23 protein-coding genes and 1 tRNA gene are annotated in these 15168 nt (G+C 64.3%); 8 read left to right on the top strand and 16 right to left on the bottom strand.

Features of this window, described 5'->3' with window-relative positions; all coding sequences use genetic code 11:
- The 3 genes from BMG00_RS00120 (at position 1) to BMG00_RS00110 (ending at position 2327) form a co-directional block, all read left to right on the top strand.
- Complete coding sequence (locus BMG00_RS00120; RefSeq protein ID WP_078573018.1) at positions 1 to 507, top strand: phosphatidylglycerophosphatase A family protein; 507 nt, start codon at positions 1 to 3, stop codon at positions 505 to 507.
- A complete protein-coding gene (locus tag BMG00_RS00115; protein ID WP_078573017.1) occupies positions 507 to 980 on the top strand; it encodes a CinA family protein in 474 nt (157 codons plus the stop codon). Before BMG00_RS00120 ends, BMG00_RS00115 begins: the two co-directional genes overlap by 1 nt.
- 168 nt (positions 981 to 1148) lie before the next feature.
- Positions 1149 to 2327 (top strand): ammonium transporter, encoded by a 1179-nt coding sequence (locus BMG00_RS00110; RefSeq protein ID WP_078573016.1) that lies wholly within the window; start codon positions 1149 to 1151, stop codon positions 2325 to 2327.
- Positions 2328 to 2406: 79 nt separating this feature from the next.
- Here BMG00_RS00110 and BMG00_RS00105 read toward each other — a convergent pair whose 3' ends face one another.
- Entirely contained in the window at positions 2407 to 2865 is a 459-nt protein-coding gene (locus tag BMG00_RS00105) for a type II toxin-antitoxin system RatA family toxin (protein ID WP_078527318.1), read from the bottom strand.
- Between the two features lie 84 nt (positions 2866 to 2949).
- Here BMG00_RS00105 and hpt point away from each other — a divergent pair, with 84 nt between their 5' ends.
- A complete protein-coding gene (hpt, locus tag BMG00_RS00100; protein ID WP_078527317.1) occupies positions 2950 to 3498 on the top strand; it encodes a hypoxanthine phosphoribosyltransferase in 549 nt (182 codons plus the stop codon).
- Positions 3495 to 3677, top strand: a complete 183-nt coding sequence (locus BMG00_RS00095; RefSeq protein ID WP_078527314.1) for a hypothetical protein — start codon at positions 3495 to 3497, stop codon at positions 3675 to 3677. The genes hpt and BMG00_RS00095 overlap by 4 nt, the downstream gene beginning before the upstream one ends.
- 148 nt (positions 3678 to 3825) lie before the next feature.
- Here the strand turns inward: BMG00_RS00095 and BMG00_RS00090 are convergent, their stop codons facing one another.
- The 9 genes from BMG00_RS00090 to yajC all read right to left on the bottom strand — a co-directional run bounded on the left by BMG00_RS00090 (position 3826) and on the right by yajC (position 10199).
- Entirely contained in the window at positions 3826 to 4362 is a 537-nt protein-coding gene (locus BMG00_RS00090; RefSeq protein ID WP_093469835.1) for a DsbE family thiol:disulfide interchange protein, read from the bottom strand.
- Positions 4355 to 4573 carry a heme exporter protein CcmD gene (gene ccmD / locus BMG00_RS00085; RefSeq protein WP_078573014.1) on the bottom strand — a complete coding sequence of 73 codons (219 nt, stop codon included), beginning with the start codon at positions 4571 to 4573 and terminating at the stop codon, positions 4355 to 4357. The genes BMG00_RS00090 and ccmD overlap by 8 nt, the downstream gene beginning before the upstream one ends.
- Positions 4570 to 5298, bottom strand: a complete 729-nt coding sequence (locus tag BMG00_RS00080; protein WP_078527308.1) for a heme ABC transporter permease — start codon at positions 5296 to 5298, stop codon at positions 4570 to 4572. Before BMG00_RS00080 ends, ccmD begins: the two co-directional genes overlap by 4 nt.
- Before the next feature lie 63 nt (positions 5299 to 5361).
- A complete protein-coding gene (gene ccmB / locus BMG00_RS00075; RefSeq protein WP_078527306.1) occupies positions 5362 to 6018 on the bottom strand; it encodes a heme exporter protein CcmB in 657 nt (218 codons plus the stop codon).
- A gap of 166 nt (positions 6019 to 6184) precedes the next feature.
- Complete coding sequence (gene ccmA / locus BMG00_RS00070) at positions 6185 to 6817, bottom strand: heme ABC exporter ATP-binding protein CcmA (RefSeq protein ID WP_078573013.1); 633 nt, start codon at positions 6815 to 6817, stop codon at positions 6185 to 6187.
- Complete coding sequence (locus BMG00_RS00065) at positions 6817 to 7191, bottom strand: Mth938-like domain-containing protein (protein WP_078573012.1); 375 nt, start codon at positions 7189 to 7191, stop codon at positions 6817 to 6819. Before BMG00_RS00065 ends, ccmA begins: the two co-directional genes overlap by 1 nt.
- On the bottom strand, positions 7175 to 8161 hold the full coding sequence (gene secF / locus BMG00_RS00060; RefSeq protein ID WP_078573011.1) for a protein translocase subunit SecF: 987 nt from the start codon (positions 8159 to 8161) through the stop codon (positions 7175 to 7177). The genes BMG00_RS00065 and secF overlap by 17 nt, the downstream gene beginning before the upstream one ends.
- Positions 8162 to 8174: 13 nt before the next feature.
- On the bottom strand, positions 8175 to 9839 hold the full coding sequence (gene secD / locus BMG00_RS00055) for a protein translocase subunit SecD (RefSeq protein WP_078573010.1): 1665 nt from the start codon (positions 9837 to 9839) through the stop codon (positions 8175 to 8177).
- Between the two features lie 21 nt (positions 9840 to 9860).
- The gene (gene yajC / locus BMG00_RS00050; protein ID WP_078573009.1) at positions 9861 to 10199 is read right to left on the bottom strand and encodes a preprotein translocase subunit YajC; all 339 of its coding nucleotides are present in this window, start codon (positions 10197 to 10199) and stop codon (positions 9861 to 9863) included.
- A gap of 341 nt (positions 10200 to 10540) precedes the next feature.
- On the opposite strand from yajC, the gene BMG00_RS00045 reads away from it, so the two are divergent.
- Together BMG00_RS00045 and BMG00_RS00040 are read left to right on the top strand one after the other, a co-directional pair.
- Positions 10541 to 10726, top strand: a complete 186-nt coding sequence (locus BMG00_RS00045) for a DUF4169 family protein (RefSeq protein ID WP_078527296.1) — start codon at positions 10541 to 10543, stop codon at positions 10724 to 10726.
- Positions 10723 to 10947 carry a ribbon-helix-helix domain-containing protein gene (locus BMG00_RS00040; RefSeq protein WP_078573008.1) on the top strand — a complete coding sequence of 75 codons (225 nt, stop codon included), beginning with the start codon at positions 10723 to 10725 and terminating at the stop codon, positions 10945 to 10947. The genes BMG00_RS00045 and BMG00_RS00040 overlap by 4 nt, the downstream gene beginning before the upstream one ends.
- Here BMG00_RS00040 and olsA read toward each other — a convergent pair.
- From olsA to BMG00_RS00025, 3 genes are all read right to left on the bottom strand, one after another.
- Positions 10923 to 11750, bottom strand: coding sequence for a lyso-ornithine lipid O-acyltransferase (gene olsA / locus BMG00_RS00035; protein WP_078573007.1), 828 nt, complete (start codon positions 11748 to 11750; stop codon positions 10923 to 10925). The two genes, BMG00_RS00040 and olsA, sit on opposite strands and share 25 nt — an antisense overlap.
- Positions 11747 to 12523, bottom strand: a complete 777-nt coding sequence (gene olsB / locus BMG00_RS00030) for an L-ornithine N(alpha)-acyltransferase (protein WP_078527290.1) — start codon at positions 12521 to 12523, stop codon at positions 11747 to 11749. The genes olsA and olsB overlap by 4 nt, the downstream gene beginning before the upstream one ends.
- A 135-nt stretch (positions 12524 to 12658) precedes the next feature.
- Positions 12659 to 12838, bottom strand: coding sequence for a DUF3553 domain-containing protein (locus BMG00_RS00025; RefSeq protein WP_078527288.1), 180 nt, complete (start codon positions 12836 to 12838; stop codon positions 12659 to 12661).
- A 26-nt stretch (positions 12839 to 12864) separates the two neighbouring features.
- Between BMG00_RS00025 and BMG00_RS00020 the strand changes: the two genes are divergently transcribed.
- The gene (locus BMG00_RS00020; protein WP_078573006.1) at positions 12865 to 13479 is read left to right on the top strand and encodes a histidine phosphotransferase family protein; all 615 of its coding nucleotides are present in this window, start codon (positions 12865 to 12867) and stop codon (positions 13477 to 13479) included.
- 8 nt (positions 13480 to 13487) lie between these two features.
- Here BMG00_RS00020 and BMG00_RS00015 read toward each other — a convergent pair whose 3' ends face one another.
- From BMG00_RS00015 to BMG00_RS00005, 3 genes are all read right to left on the bottom strand, one after another.
- Complete coding sequence (locus BMG00_RS00015) at positions 13488 to 14753, bottom strand: glutamate-5-semialdehyde dehydrogenase (protein ID WP_078573005.1); 1266 nt, start codon at positions 14751 to 14753, stop codon at positions 13488 to 13490.
- On the bottom strand, positions 14750 to 15010 hold the full coding sequence (locus tag BMG00_RS00010; RefSeq protein ID WP_078527282.1) for an RND transporter: 261 nt from the start codon (positions 15008 to 15010) through the stop codon (positions 14750 to 14752). Before BMG00_RS00010 ends, BMG00_RS00015 begins: the two co-directional genes overlap by 4 nt.
- A gap of 81 nt (positions 15011 to 15091) precedes the next feature.
- Positions 15092 to 15168: transfer RNA gene (locus tag BMG00_RS00005), tRNA-Asp, on the bottom strand.

Genomic DNA, 15168 nt, shown 5'->3' with positions numbered 1-15168 from the left:
ATGCTGCGCGCCATCAACACGGTCGGATATGTCGGCCTGCTCAAGCCCGCCCCCGGCACCTGGGGCTCTCTGGTCGCCGTTCTGGTCGGCTGGGCCATCGAACATTGGCTGGGCTTCATCCCGCTCGTCATCGCGACGATCGCGGTCACCGCACTTGGTTTCTGGTCGGTGCGCGCGCAGCTCGGCGACAGCACCGACGACCCCTCCGAGATCGTCATCGACGAGGTCGCGGGGCAATGGGTCGCCCTGCTCTTCCCCGCGTTTGGATTCTGGTCGCGCGGGCTCTCGACGGGCGTCGAGCTGCACATGGTCTGGCCCGGCGCGGTCGCAGCCTTTGTCTGTTTCCGCCTGTTCGATATCTGGAAACCCTGGCTCGTGGGCCGCGCGGACCGTCGCCACGACGCGACCGGCGTGATGCTGGATGATCTCTGGGCCGGTGTTTTCGCGGGTGTCGTGACCATCCTCCTCGCTGCGCTGTATCACGTCGTCTTCCTGGGGATGATGTGATGAGCCTGGCCGCGGAGGTTCTGGAGGCCTGCAAGGCGCGCGGATGGATGCTGGCGACGGCCGAGAGCTGCACCGGCGGCATGGTCTCCGCCGCGCTGACGGACATCGCGGGCTCTTCGGCGGTCGTCGAGCGCGGCTTCGTCACCTACACCAACGCGGCCAAGCGCGAGATGCTGGGTGTGCGCGCCCAGACGCTCGACGCGCATGGCGCGGTCTCGGAAGAGGTGGCGCGCGAGATGGCCGAGGGCGCGCGCGCCCACGCACCCGTGCAACTCGCCGTCGCGATCACCGGCATCGCGGGGCCCGGAGGATCGGAGTTCAAACCCGAGGGCCGGGTCTGTTTCGGGCTGGCCTGCGAGGGGCGCGAGACCTTGACCGAGACCGTCGAGTTCGGCGCTGCGGGGCGCGAAAATGTGCGCAAAGCGGCGCGTGAGCACGCGCTGAGACTGCTCCTCTCTGCCGCACTGTCGTGATTCATTTACGACTATTTTCTAGTCGCAGATATGGTTTTGCGCCTATTTTTTACCCATTACGCAAATTGCCGCGCATTTAATCACTTCTGTAGGCCATTGAATCTTTATTGAGCAGTTCGCCTATGTCCCTTCCCCCTCCAAGACGGACAATCGAGGAGGAATCGAGGGATGAATGGGGCGGATACCGCTTGGATCATGGTGGCCACGGCACTCGTGCTGATGATGACATTGCCGGGGCTGGCACTGTTTTATGGCGGGCTCGTTCGGGCGCGCAACGTGCTGTCGATCTTCATGCAGTGCTTCTCGATCGCGGCGCTGATGAGCGTGCTCTGGCTGCTCTTTGGCTATTCCATCGCCTTTGGCGAGGCCAATGGCTATTGGGGAGGCCTGGGCAAGTTCGCCCTGCTCGGGATCGGGCCGGATGCGCTGTCGGGCACGATCCCCGAAATCGTCTTCTTCTCGTTCCAGATGACCTTCGCGATCATCACCCCCGCGCTGATCGTCGGCGCCTTCGTGGAACGCATCAACTATGCGTTCGTGATGACCTTCACGGGGCTCTGGATGCTGCTGATCTATGCGCCGGTCGCGCATTGGATCTGGGGTGGCGGCATCATGGCCGATGGCGGGATCTGGGGTGCGGAAGGCACAAAGGATTTCGCCGGCGGCATCGTGGTGCACGAAACCGCCGGTCTGGCGGCGCTCGTGCTCGCGCTGATGATCGGGCCGCGCACGAAGCGCAACACGCCGCCGCACAACCCCGGCATGGTGGCGATGGGCGCAGGTCTGCTCTGGGTCGGCTGGTTCGGCTTCAACGGCGGCTCGGCGCTGGCCGCGGATGGCGTGGCCGGAATGGCGATCACCGTCACCCATCTTTCGGCCGCCGCCGCCTCGCTCAGCTGGGCGCTGTGGGAGCGTATCAAGTTCGGCCGCGCCTCGATGGTGGGCCTCGTGACCGGCACTATCGCGGGCCTTGCCTCGATCACCCCCGCCGCTGGCTGGGTCGGCCCGATCGAAGCGCTGGTGATCGGTTTCGCCGCCGGGATCATCTGTCAGGAATTCGTGATCCTGATCCGCGAGAAACTGCATGTCGACGACAGTCTCGACGTCTTCGCGGTGCACGGCGTGGGTGGCATCTTCGGCACGATCATGATCGCGGTCTTCGGCCACGGATCCTTCGTGGCGCAGCTCGGCGCGCTGGCGGTGGTGGGCGTGTTCACGATCGTCGGCAGCTGGATCCTCGCCAAGCTCGTGGCGCTCGTCTTCCCGATCCGCGTCAGCCAGGAGCACGAGACGAACGGTCTCGATCTCTCGACCCATGGCGAGCGCGCCTATGACATGAACTCCTGAGCGCAACCGTTTGGGATCACTGCAAAGGCCGCCTCTCTGGGCGGCCTTTTTCATTGGGCGATCGAAGGTGAGGCGGCGCTTACCCTTGCGCGCCGTAAAGCTCTTCGGCGCGTTTTTCGAAGGCGCGCACGATGCGATGCATCGCCTCGTTGAACACCACCCCGATCACACCCTGAAGAATCGCGTTCTTGAATTCGAAATCGACGTGGAAATCGACATCGCAGCCACCATCTGGCCGGTCGCGCATCTTCCAATGGCTGTGCATGTATTTGAACGGCCCGTCGAGATATTCGGTCTCGATGTGATGATCCGCCGGATGCAGCACCACGCGCGATCCGAACTTCTCGCGGAAGACCTTGAAGGAGATCACGAGGTCGGCGAGCATCAGCACCGAACCATCGGGCTGTTCTACGCGCGAGCGGATCCGCGCCGCCGAGTTCCACGGCAGAAATTCCGGATAGCGGGCCACATCGGCCACCAGATCGTAGATCTGCTGGGCGCTGTAGGGCATGACGCGGTTCTCGTGATGCTTGGGCATGTCTCTTCCGTTTCCTTGCGCATCTTGATGCGATAAAGCTGGGGGCGAATTCAAGCCCCGCGACCCGATCAAAGGCCCGACATCATGACGCAGAGTCCCTATGTGATCGACCAGATGATCTCGGCCAAGCAGATCGCTGCACGAGTCGAGGAACTGGCCGCCGAGATCACCCGCACCTTCGCCGAGACCGACAAGCTGGTGGTGGTCGGCCTTCTGCGCGGCTCTTTCGTCTTCATCGCCGATCTCGTGCGCGAGATCGACCTGCCCGTCGAGGTCGATTTCCTCGAGGCTTCCTCCTATGGGGATGGCACCGAAAGCACGCGCGAGGTGCGCATCCTCAAGGACCTGCGCGCGGGAATCGAGGGGCGCGACGTGCTCGTGGTCGAGGATATCGTCGATACCGGTTTCACGCTGAAACATGTGATGGGGATGCTGCGCGCCCGCAAACCGGCGCGGATCGAATGCTGCGCGCTTCTCGACAAACCCGCCCGGCGCGAGGTGGACGTGCGCGCCACCTGGACCGGCTTCGAGATCCCCGACGAGTTCGTCGTGGGCTACGGGATCGATTTCGCCCAACGCAACCGCAACCTGCCATTTATCGGCAAGGTGCGCTTCCTCAAGGGTGAGGCGTGAACATCACCTGGCTGATGCGGATGGCGAAATGGGCGCGCCGTCCGCCCTCGATGCTGCATGTGAAGATCGCGGCGGTGGCGTTTCTGGCGGCGATCGTGATCGTCGTCGTGGACAAGCTCGGTTACTGGCCCGACTGGGCGAAGCTGAACCCACGCGGGCTGAGAAACTGGAAGCCCTGAGGACAAGGCGGGCGGCTCCATTATCCTTTTGGCCATTCACCCCCAGGAACTTTCGGGCGGCTGGAAAGCAGACTGCCCCGGTCTTGCCACCGCGCGAATATCTCCTGTGGCGCGGCCTTTTCGTTGAGCCGCCCGACCACAGGAACCTTTATTTCGCGGCGGCCTTGCCTTCCAGCAACGGGCGCAGATCGGAGGCGATCACGCGCTCGGTCACCGGGCCTGCAAAACGGAACAGAACCTTGCCCTCGCCATCGACCACGAAGGTCTCGGGCACGCCATAGACGCCCCAATCGAGCGCCATCTGCCCTTTGGGGTCGGCGCCGAGCTCGGCATAGGGGTTGCCCATATCCTCGAGGAACTTCTGCGCCTTCGACGGCGTGTCCTTGTAATTCACCCCGTAGATATCGACGCCTTCCTTCGACAGCGCTTCGAGATTGGGATGTTCGATCCGGCACGGCGCGCACCAGCTGGCCCAGAAATTCACCAGCTTGATCTTGCCGTCGCGCAGATCGCTGTCGGTGAAGGGCTCGAACTCACCCAGCGGTTCGAGCTGCACGGGCGGTGCAGCCTTGCCGGCGAAAACCGTGGGCAGCTGGGTCGGATCCTCGCGGTTCATTCCCCAGATGAAAAGCCCTGCGAGCGCGGCGAAGATCACCGGCGGCAGGAGCATAAGCGGCTTAACCATCGGAGCCTCCCTTGCGGCGCGCCTCGGCCTCTGCCAGCTGTCGCTTGATCTTCGCGCCCCGCAACAGCGAGACGACGACGATCAGAACGAGAAGCAGGATCGTAGCGCCCCAGGCGATATTCACCGTGTAAGTGTAAGATTTGGTGGACGGATCCACGAGGACGACACCGCCATCGGTGACGGTCGTTCCTTGCCCGGTCGTATCTGTCATGCCATGCGCTCACGTTGCTGGAGCGCACCCAGACGGCGTGCGCGGACCTCGGTGCGGGTGCGGATCAGCACCAGTGCGACGAAGAACAGGACGAACCCGGCCATGCACATCAGAAGCGGGAACCAGTAGACATCGGCGATGTGCTGCTCCTGGTCCATCGAAAGCGTCGCGCCCTGATGCAGGCCCTGGTTCCAGAAATTCGCCGCATAGCGCGAGAGCAGCGCGAAGACGGCCCCCACGAGACACAGAACGCCCGTCAGATCGGCGGCGGTGTCGGGGTTCTCGACCGAAGCCCAAAGCGCAATATAGCCCAGGTAGAAAAGAAACAGGATCAGGAACGAGGTCAGGCGCGGATCCCATTCCCACCACGTCCCCCACATCGGCTGGCCCCAGACAGCGCCCGTGATCAGCGCGATCAGCGTCATCACCGCGCCGATCGGGGCTGCGGCCTTCGCGGCGAGCGCCGAGACATGGTGGCGGCGGATCAGCCAGATCAACGAGGTGACCAACATCATCACCCAGATATTGATCGCCATCATCGCGGCGGGCACATGCACGTAGATCACTTTCACCGAACCCCCGAAATTCTCGGCGGAAGGCACGAAGAAATAGCCCCAGATCAGCCCGGTGATCAGCGTGACCGCGGCCAGACCGATCGTCCAGGGCAATACCTTGTCCGAGGTCTTCATGAATTTGACGGGGTTGGCGTATTCCCAGATCGACATCTTGTTGTTCTGCTCACCTTTTGGCCGGTTCGGCCTTTCCTAGCATGGCGTGCGCCGGATGCCCTAGCGCAGATTGACGCGGATCGCGGCCGCAGAGGCGAAGGGCACGAGCGCGATCGTCGCGGCCGTGATCCCCGCCAGCATCAGAAGCGGCACCTGGGTGTTCATCCCCTCGGCGCCACGGCGCACGAGCTCCGCACCGAAGATGAGGGTCGGAACGTAGAATGGCAAGACCAGCAGCGACAGAAGAAGCCCGCCGCGCTTGAGCCCGACCGTCAGCGCCGCTCCGAATGTGCCAAGCACCGACAGCGCCGGAGTGCCCAGCAAAAGCGCCACGATCATCCAGAGCTGCGCCTCGGGGGCGAGATGCAGCAAGATGCCGAAGACGGGGGCCGCGACGACAAGCGGCAACCCTGTCGTGATCCAATGCGCGAGCGCCTTGATGCTGACCACCCCTTCGAGCGGGATCGGCGCGGTCACCAGCAGGTCAAGCGAGCCATCCTCGTAATCGAGCGCGAAGATCCGGTCGAGCGAGAGCAGACAGGCGAGAAGCGCACCCAGCCACAGGATCCCGGGGGCGATCCGCGCAAGGATTTCACCTTGCGGCCCCACACCGAACGGAACCAGCGTCACCACGATCAGGAAAAATGCAAGCCCGAGGCCGAAGCCCCCGCCCGCGCGCACCGCCAGCCGCAAATCCCTGAGAAGCAATGCGATCATGCCGCGCCTCCGTTATCGGAGCGACGCATGGGGGCGCTGCCCCCCTCGCGGCTGCGCCGCTCACCCCCCGCGATATTTCGGGCAGTTGGAATGAAAATGTCACCTTCCAGCTGCTTCAAATATCCCCGCCGGAGGCATCCCGGCGCGCCACGCGCGCAACGCCCGGTCATAGGAAAGCCTCGTCGAAGGCGCCCATCATCCCGCCCTCTTCGGGCGGCCGGGCCTTGAACGGGCCGAGATCGAGCACGCGGGCCTCATCGAGGCCGAGATCGATATGGGTCGCGATCAGGGCCGCGCCACCGGAGGCGAGATGGCCACGCACGGCCTCGGCGAAGAGCGCGACAGAGGCGGTGTCGAGCGAGACGGTCGGTTCGTCGAGCACCCAGACCGGACGCCCCGTCACCAACAGGCGCGCAAGGCCGAGCCGGCGTTTCTGTCCCGCCGAGAGGCTGAGTGCCGCGCGATGCTCCAGGCTGCGCAGATTCATCCGGTCAAGCGCGGGCTCGATATCGTGGGTGGCGTAGACCGAGGACCAGAAAGTCAGGTTCTCGCGCACGGTAAGGGTCGATTTGAGACCGTCGGAATGCGCGGCATAGGCCATGCTCTCGGGCGGCATCGACACGGTCCCCGCGAGCGCCGGCTGCAGCCCGGCCAGCGTGCGCAGAAGCGTAGTCTTGCCGATCCCGTTCGGTCCGCGCAGCACGAGCGCGTGGCCCGCCTCGAGCGTGAAGTCGAGGTTTTCGAGAACCGGCAGACCGCCGCGCGAAACCGCGAGCCCCGCGACCGAGAGCATCGTCATCACGGCTCTCCCTTCGCGGGCATCGCGATCAGCGCGCAGCCGACACGGCGTCCCTCGGACAAAAGCACGTTATAGGTGCGCGCGGCCGACGGTGTCGCCATGCCCTCGCACATGATGCCTTTCGCTTCGAGTTCTGCCACGAAATCCTTCGGCAGATGGGCGATATCGGCCCCTGTCCCGACGAAGAGCAGGTCGATCTGACCGGCGAGCGCTGCAAGCGTATCGCGGTCATCAAACCCGCCCCACTCCCCGCAGCGATCGGCCATCACCCAGACAGACCCGTGCCGGACCTCCCCCGCGACGCGGAAAAAGCCCGGCCCGTAGCCGTCGATCGGCAGCGAGGCTCCGAAATTCGCCTCAGTCAGCAGCGACATCGGACTTGTCGAAGAACTGCTCGGCGGGGTCCTTCTTCTCCTTGTTGCGGTCCAGGCCGATGAACAACACGATGTTCTTGGCGACGAAGACCGAGGAATAGGTGCCGACGATCACGCCCCAGGTCATCGCGAAGACGAAGTTGCGGATCACGTCGCCACCGAGCACCAGAAGCGCGATCAGCGCCAGAAGCGTGGTGCCCGAGGTCATCACGGTCCGCGACAGGGTCTCGTTGACCGAGAGGTTCATCACGTCGCGCAGCGGCATCTTCTTGTATTTCACGAGGTTCTCGCGAAGACGGTCGAAGACGACGACGGTGTCGTTGATCGAATAGCCCAGGATCGTCAGCAGCGCCGCGATGATCGACAGGTCGAACTTGAACTGGAAGAGCGAGAATATCCCGATCGTCACGGTCACGTCATGCACGAGTGCCGCGACCGCGCCCACCGAAAACTGCCATTCGAAGCGCATCCAGATATAGACGAGGATCGCGAAGACGGCGGCCAGAACCGACCAGACCGCGGTCCAGATCAGCTCGCCCGAGACCTTGGGACCGATCGACTCGGTCGCCACGATCTTGATGTCCTTGTTCACGGTCTGAAGCGCTTCGAGCACCTTGGCCTGCGTGTCGGGGCTGATCGCTTCCTGCCCGTCCTGGGCCTGGATGCGGATCGTCACGACTTTCTGATCGGCGCGGAAATTCGGGTCATAGACCTGCGTGATCAGTACATCGCCCAGATCGAGCGGCGCGATGGCCGAGCGGTAGGCGCCGATATCGACCGGCTCGGTCTGGTCGGCCTCGGTGCGGATCGTGGTGCCGCCCCGGAAGTCGATGCCGAGATTGAGGCCCATGGTGAGCACGAGCACCACCGAGGCCAGCACCATCGCCACCGAGAACCCGAAGGTCAGGAACTGGTGCTTGAAGAAGTCGAACGTCGTGTGGTCGGGGACCAGTTTCAGACGGAATGCCATGTCTCGATCTCCCTTACAGAACCAGTTCCTTGGGCCGGCGGCGCGCGAACCACAGGCTCACGAACAGCCGCGTCACCCAGATCGCGGTGAAGACCGAGGTAACGATCCCGATCAGGAAGGTGACGGCGAAGCCACGCACCGGGCCCGCGCCCAGCACGAAGAGGATAACAGCCGTCAGGAAGGTGGTCACGTTGGCGTCGATGATCGCCGACATCGCGCGCTCATAGCCCAGCTCGATCGCGCGGGCGGGTTTCTTGGCGATGCGCAGCTCTTCGCGGATCCGCTCGAACACGAGCACGTTGGCGTCGACCGCCGTGCCCATGGTCAGCACGATCCCCGCGATCCCGGGCAGCGTCAGCGTCCCGCCGATCAGCGACATGATCGCGAAGATCAGCGCGACGTTGATGCCAAGCGCGACGGAGGCGAAGACCCCGAAGAGCCCGTAGGAGGCCACCATGAAGACCACGACCAGGACCGCGCCCACGGCGGCGGCAAGCTTGCCGGCCGCGATCGAATCCGCGCCCAGTTCCGGGCCGATCGTGCGTTCTTCGAGGAAGGTCATCGAGGCGGGCAGCGCACCTGCGCGCAGCAGGAGCGCCAGATCGGTCGCCTCCTTGACGGTGAAGCGGCCCGTGATGATGCCCGAGCCACCCGCGATATGGCTCTGGATCGTCGGGGCGGAGATCACCTTGTTGTCCAGCACGATCGCGAAGGGCTTGCCGATATTGGCCTGCGTGTAATCGCCAAAGGTGCGTGCGGCCGAGGCGTTGAAGCGGAACGCCACCGCCGGATAGCCGTTCTGATCGGTATCGGGACGCGCATCGGTCAGATCCTCGCCCGTCACCACCGGAAGGGGATCGAGGATGTAATAGAGCCCCTGCTGATCCGCCGCGGGCAGGATCTCTTCATCGGTGCCGGTCGCCTGGTTCGGGTTCGATGTGGTCCCGATCACCGAGTTGAAGGTCAGTTTGGCCGTGGTGCCGATCAGCTGCTTGATCTCCTGCGCCGAGCTCGCCCCCGGCACTTGGATCAGGATACGGTCCGAGCCTTCGCGCACGATGGTCGGCTCGCGCGTGCCCGCCGCGTCGATCCGGCGGCGCACGATCTCGAGCGATTGCTGCATCGTGCGATCGTCGGTCGAGGCTTTTTCGGCGTCCGAAAGCTGGATCACCAGCTGATTGCCCTCGGCGGTGATCGCGAGCGTCTTCTGCCCCACGCCGGTCAGCGAGGCGAGCGGCGTATTCAGCGTCTCGGCGATGCGCAGCGCTTCCTGGATCTGGTCGGCATTGCCGATCTGGATGCGCAAGACGCCGGGATCGGACTTCACGCGGCGGATCGAGCCGAGCGTTGCACGCTCATCGGCCAGAGCCTTGCGGAACTCCGGCCAGAGACCGTCGACGCGGGCCTTGTAGACCTCGGTGACATTGACCTGCGCCAGAAGCTGGGCGCCTCCGCGCAGATCGAGGCCGAGATTGATGATGTCCGAGGGCAGCCAGTCGGGCCAGCTGGCCCGGGCGGCCTGCTGCTCGGGCGTCAGGGCGTTGCCCTTGGCCTCGGCGGAGAGCGCGTCGTTATGGCCCTCCACCCGGTTGTAAAAGACGTTGGGCGCGGCGAAGACGATCCCGATCAGGACGACGATCAGGATCAGCGCGCGCTTCCACAGCGAGATCTGCAACATGGGCGAAGGGCCTTATATGGCTTATTCCGAGGTCTTGGCGGGTTCGGTCTTCGACAGAACCTGAACGATGGTCGCCTTCACGACACGCACCTTCACGCCCTGCGCGATCTCGACCTCGACCTCGCCGTCTTCACGGATATGGGTCACCTTGCCGATAATGCCACCTTGGGTGATCACGTTGTCGCCACGGCGCAGCGCCTCGAGCATCGCCTTGTGCTCCTTGGCCTTCTTCTGCTGCGGACGGATCAGCAGGAAATACATGATCACGAAGATCAGGATCAGCGGCAGGAACTGACCGAAAGCGGCTGCGGGATTGGCGGCGCCACCGGCGGCCTGAGCGAAAGCGGGGGTCACGAACATCACAAATGGTCCTTTGTCTTGGGCCTTGGGGGCATCTCGCCCCGGTTTGTCGGCGCGCACCCTATCCGTGGCCTCCGACCTTGGCAAGGCGAAGCGGTCGGGCGCGGCGCCCCTTCACGCCGCGGTGATGACACCCCTCTCGCCCACCCCGCTTGCCCATGGCGCGCGCCCTCGGCGCAGTTGCCGCCCACATCTTCGAATTGGCTCAAATATCCCGGGGGGCTCGCGGCACGCGAGCGGGGGCAGCGCCCCCTCGCGATCCGCCATCGGGCCGCCATCGGGCGATTGCCGCCCTCAACCTACCTCTTTTCCGACTCCCCGAGCTGTGGCAGGCTGACGTCATGAGCAAGATCACAAATCTCAACCAGTTTCGCAAACAGCGCGATCGTGTGAAGAAGCGCGCGCAAGGCGATGAGAACGCTGCGAAATTCGGCCGAACCAAAGCGCAGAAATCGCTCGAGGCCGCCCGCGAGGAAAAAGCGCGGCGCGATCTCGACGGTCACCATCGTGAAAGCGGTGAGGAATGAGCCGCCCGAAGAAGCGCTCACTGACCCTGGGCGGGCATCGCACTTCGGTCACCCTCGAGGATGAATTCTGGCGCGCGTTCCGCGAAATCGCGGCCGCAAAATCCCTCGGCATCAATGAATTGGCCGCTGAAATTGATGTCGCTCGTGGCACCGAGGCGGGGCTTGCGACCGCGATCCGGCTCTATGTTCTGGCCTATTATCGCGACCGCGCGATCTCGTAGGGAAGCCCCGCGCGCACCGCAGCCTCCGCCGCCCAGGCCAGCTCCTTGCGCGACGGGTAATCGGCAACTGACAGCGGCGTGTGAAAGACGATCTCGACCGAACCCTGTCGGCGTTGGGCCAGCACCTTCAGCAGATGCGGCCCGAACTCCATATCCCCCCACCAGCCGTAAAAGCGAGGATCCTCGCCCTCGGGCGGACGGTAGACCACCGTCACCGGCTGGATCTGCATCACCTTGTCGAGCCCGTGGCTGTAGAAAGCCTGAAACAGCGTCGGCTTGAAAGGCAGCACCCGGCGCGCGTCGGTCGAGGTGCCCTCGGGAAAGAAGAGCAGGTGATGGCCTGCGCGGATCCGCTCCTCGAAGAGGGTCTGTTGGGCCTTGGCCTCGCGCGGATCGCGCTTGATGAAGACGGTGCCGGTGGCGCGGGCCAGCCAGCCGACGAAGGGCCAGCGCGCGACTTCGGCCTTGGAGACGAAATAGACCCGCTGGCAGGCGTTGAGCGCGAAGATATCAAGCCAGGAGCCGTGATTGGCCACCACCGCGCCGATCTTGTTCATCGGACGGCCACTCACCCGGTAGCCCATGCCGAGGATCGGCAGGCTCATCCGGCAGACCATCTGGGTAATCCAGGGCGTCCAGGGGCGCGCAAGCCCGTGGATCGGGCGCTCGATCAGGCGCAGCACGAGCAACGCGACAAGGCCGGTGAGCAGCACCAGCCCCCAGATCACCCCACGCGCGATCGCCCTTGCCCAATCGAAAGTTCCAAGCGGTTTGGGATCGGGTTCCTCCTCGATCCAGCTCATCCCTTGCCCTCGAAGCGCCGCGTATAGAAGGCGCGGTGCTTGTCGCTCATCGCCTTGGTATCCATCAGCAACAGCACGTCGGTCGTATTGAAGGGATGGTCGATGAAGGCCCCCTCGCCCACGAAGCCGCCCAGCCGCAGGTAGGCCTTGATCAGATTGGGCATCTGCGCCATCGCCGCGCGCCGGTCGAGATCGGCTTCGCTGACCAGATCCATGCGCTGGAACGCCTCGGGACGCGCGCGCGCGCGCAACGCCTCGGGGGCGAGATGATGATGATGGAGCCAGGCAAGCGGCATCTTCAGCGCCTGTGGATCGGTGCCATGGAACGAGGCCACGCCGAAGAGGATCTCTACCTCATGGGCGAGCACGTAATCGGCCAGCGCATTCCAGAGCAGAAGCATCGCCGCCCCGCCCCGGTAATCGGGATGCACACAGGAGCGGCCCAGTTCGAGCAGCTTGCGCCCCGAGGCGCGCAGCGGCCCCAGATCATATTCGGCGTCGCAGTAGAAATGACCGGCCTCGGCAGCGCGGTCGGAGGTCAGCAGCCTGTAGGCGCCCACCACATGTTCACCCTCGGGCCGGTTGCGATCGACAAGCAGAAGGTGATCATAGACGGGGTCGAGATCGTCACGTTCGATGCGCGCGTCATGATCGACGGTCTGCCCACCGCCTCCGAGCTCCTCGACGAAGACACGGTACCGCAGACGTTGCGAGGCCTCGAGATCCGCCCTGCCCCGGGCGAGCCTGATATCGAATGCCGCATTCTCGCTCACGCATCTCCTCCTGGCGCCCGCGTCGTGGCGCAGATGTAGAAAGCCCTGACCGTCATGGCAATATGCGAAGACACCGAATAAAGCCTGAGGTTGTTTTTGTGACTCGACCTGTCCCGCTCAGGTGTTAACCTTTCATCAACCCTGATCGGGGAAAACCAGTTCAAGCGAGACTCTTCGCCCGTCAATCACCTGTTTGCCCACATGTTCGAAATTGACCGTTACTTTCTCGCCGATCCGCGACTGCACCTGGCCGATACCCCAGTCGGGCTGCGCGGGGTTTCGTACCAGCATGCCGGGTTCAAGGATCTCATACATTTGCGCCCTCACTTTCGGAGATATTGATGCCGTTCGAAACCGTCGAGGCAAGCCTGAACGAGACTGACCTGACCGCCTTGCTGGGTTCGCGCCTCTGCCATGACCTGATCAGCCCGATCGGCGCGATCGCAAACGGGCTCGAATTGCTCACCATGAGCTGTGCCACGCAGGGCCCCGAGATCGAGCTGATCGAGCAAAGTGTCGCGGCAGCCAATGCTCGGGTGAAATTCTTCCGCGTGGCTTTCGGCCAATCGAGCGAACAACAACAGCTCGGCCAGCCCGAGATCGCCTCGCTTCTGGCCGGGATTTCGGCACAAGGCAGGCTGCGCCTGCATTGGGAGATCTCGGGCGATCATGCCCGCGGGCTCGTGAAACTGGCCTTCCTGTCCATCCTCTGCCTCGAGACGGTCCTGCCCTATGGCGGTACGATCACCGTGCGCGATTGCGGTGGGCGCTGGGAAATCGCGGCGCAGTCCGAGAAGGCGCGCGGGGATGCACGGCTGTTCTCGACGCTGGACGGGGCGCATATCGACGTCACGCCCGCGCAGGTGCAATTTGCCTTGCTGCCGCGCCTGGCGGCGCGGCTGGGGCTTGGCCTCGACTGGGCGCTCACCGAAACTGGCGGCGTAATCCGGTTCTGACGCGCCGCTCAGGGCCGCACCGTGCCGTCGCCGGTCACCAGGTATTTGAACGAGGTCAGCTGCTCGGCCCCCACCGGGCCACGCGCATGCATCTTGCCCGTCGCGATGCCGATCTCGGCCCCCATCCCGAACTCGCCGCCATCGGCGAACTGGGTCGAGGCGTTGCGCATCAGGATCGCGCTGTCGAGACGCTCGAAGAACCGCGCCGCCCCCGCATCGTCCTCGGTCAGGATCGATTCCGTGTGCTGGCTGCCGTAGCGGCGGATATGTTCGATCGCGCCATCCACGCCGTCGACGATCTTCGCGGCGCAGATCATGTCGAGATACTCGCGACCGTAATCGTCGGCCGCGGCTTCGGTTACGCCCGCGATCGACAGCAGATCACCCATGCCGCGCACCTCGACACCCGCCTTGAGCAGATCCTCGACCAGAACACCGCCATGTTTGTCCCAGAACGCGCGGTCGATCAGCAGGCATTCCATCGCCCCGCAGATCCCCGTGCGCCGGGTCTTGGCGTTGAGCACGACCGCACGCGCCTTCTCGAGATCCGCCGCACCATCGGCATAGACATGGCAGATGCCCTCTAGATGGGCGAAGACCGGCACGCGCGCCTCGGCCTGCACGAGCCCGACGAGCCCCTTGCCGCCGCGCGGAACGATCACGTCGATATAATCGGTCGCACGCAGCATCTCGGCCACCGCCGCACGGTCGCGCGTCGGCACCAGCTGGATCGCATCCTCGGGCAGGCCCGCCGCCTTCAGCCCCTCGACGAGGCAGGCATGAATCGCGCGGCTCGAATGATAGCTCTCCGAGCCGCCGCGCAGGATCACCGCATTGCCCGATTTCAGGCACAGCGCACCGGCATCGGCGGTCACGTTGGGCCGTGATTCGTAGATCACGCCGATCACACCCAGCGGCGTGCGCACGCGCTGGATATGGAGCCCCGAGGGCATGTCCCATTCGGTGATCACATCGCCCACCGGATCGCGCTGTGCCGCAACGGCACGCAGGCCTTTCGCGATTGCCTCGACGCGCGACTGATCGAGCATCAGCCGATCCATCATCGCCGGGCTCAGCCCCTTTTGCGCGCCGTAAGCCATGTCCTCGCCATTGGCGGAGATGATGTCGCCCGCATGCGCGAGCACCGCATCGGCCGCCGCCTCGAGCGCCTTTTGCTTGGCTTGCGCGCTCGCGAATGCGAGCTCTGCCGAAGCCGCCCGTGCAGCGCCTCCGAGCCGTTCGATCAGCGCCTTTGCGTCCAGTTCATCCTTCATGCCGCACCTCCGCCGGTCTTGCCGGTCTGTCCCGTCTTCACCCATTGGCCCAGTTTGATCGCAAGGATCACCCATGGGGTGCCATGCAGCAAGAGGTCGAACCAGTCGATCGGACGCACCAGAGTGCCCGCCACCAGCATCTTGAGCTTTTCCCAGATATGCGGTTCGGGCGTGAACGGCGCGAGGCCCAAAAGCCCCGCGAAGAGAATGGCCTGAAACAGGGTGATATGGTCAAAGACCTGCTTGATCCAACGCATCGAACTCTCCCGAATTTCGCCCGGATATAGGCGAGCGGGGCGCGATTCACAACGCAACTTTACATGTCCGAGAGGAAGAAGTGGCGCGGTTGACGGGGCTCGAACCCGCGACCCCCGGCGTGACAGGCCGGTACTCTAACCAACTGAGCTACAACCGC

Source organism: Thioclava marina, from assembly GCF_002020135.1.
GTDB classification, from domain to species: domain Bacteria; phylum Pseudomonadota; class Alphaproteobacteria; order Rhodobacterales; family Rhodobacteraceae; genus Thioclava; species Thioclava marina.
Note: the sequence above shows the minus strand (reverse complement) of the source record. Positions and strands in the feature narration are given on the sequence as shown.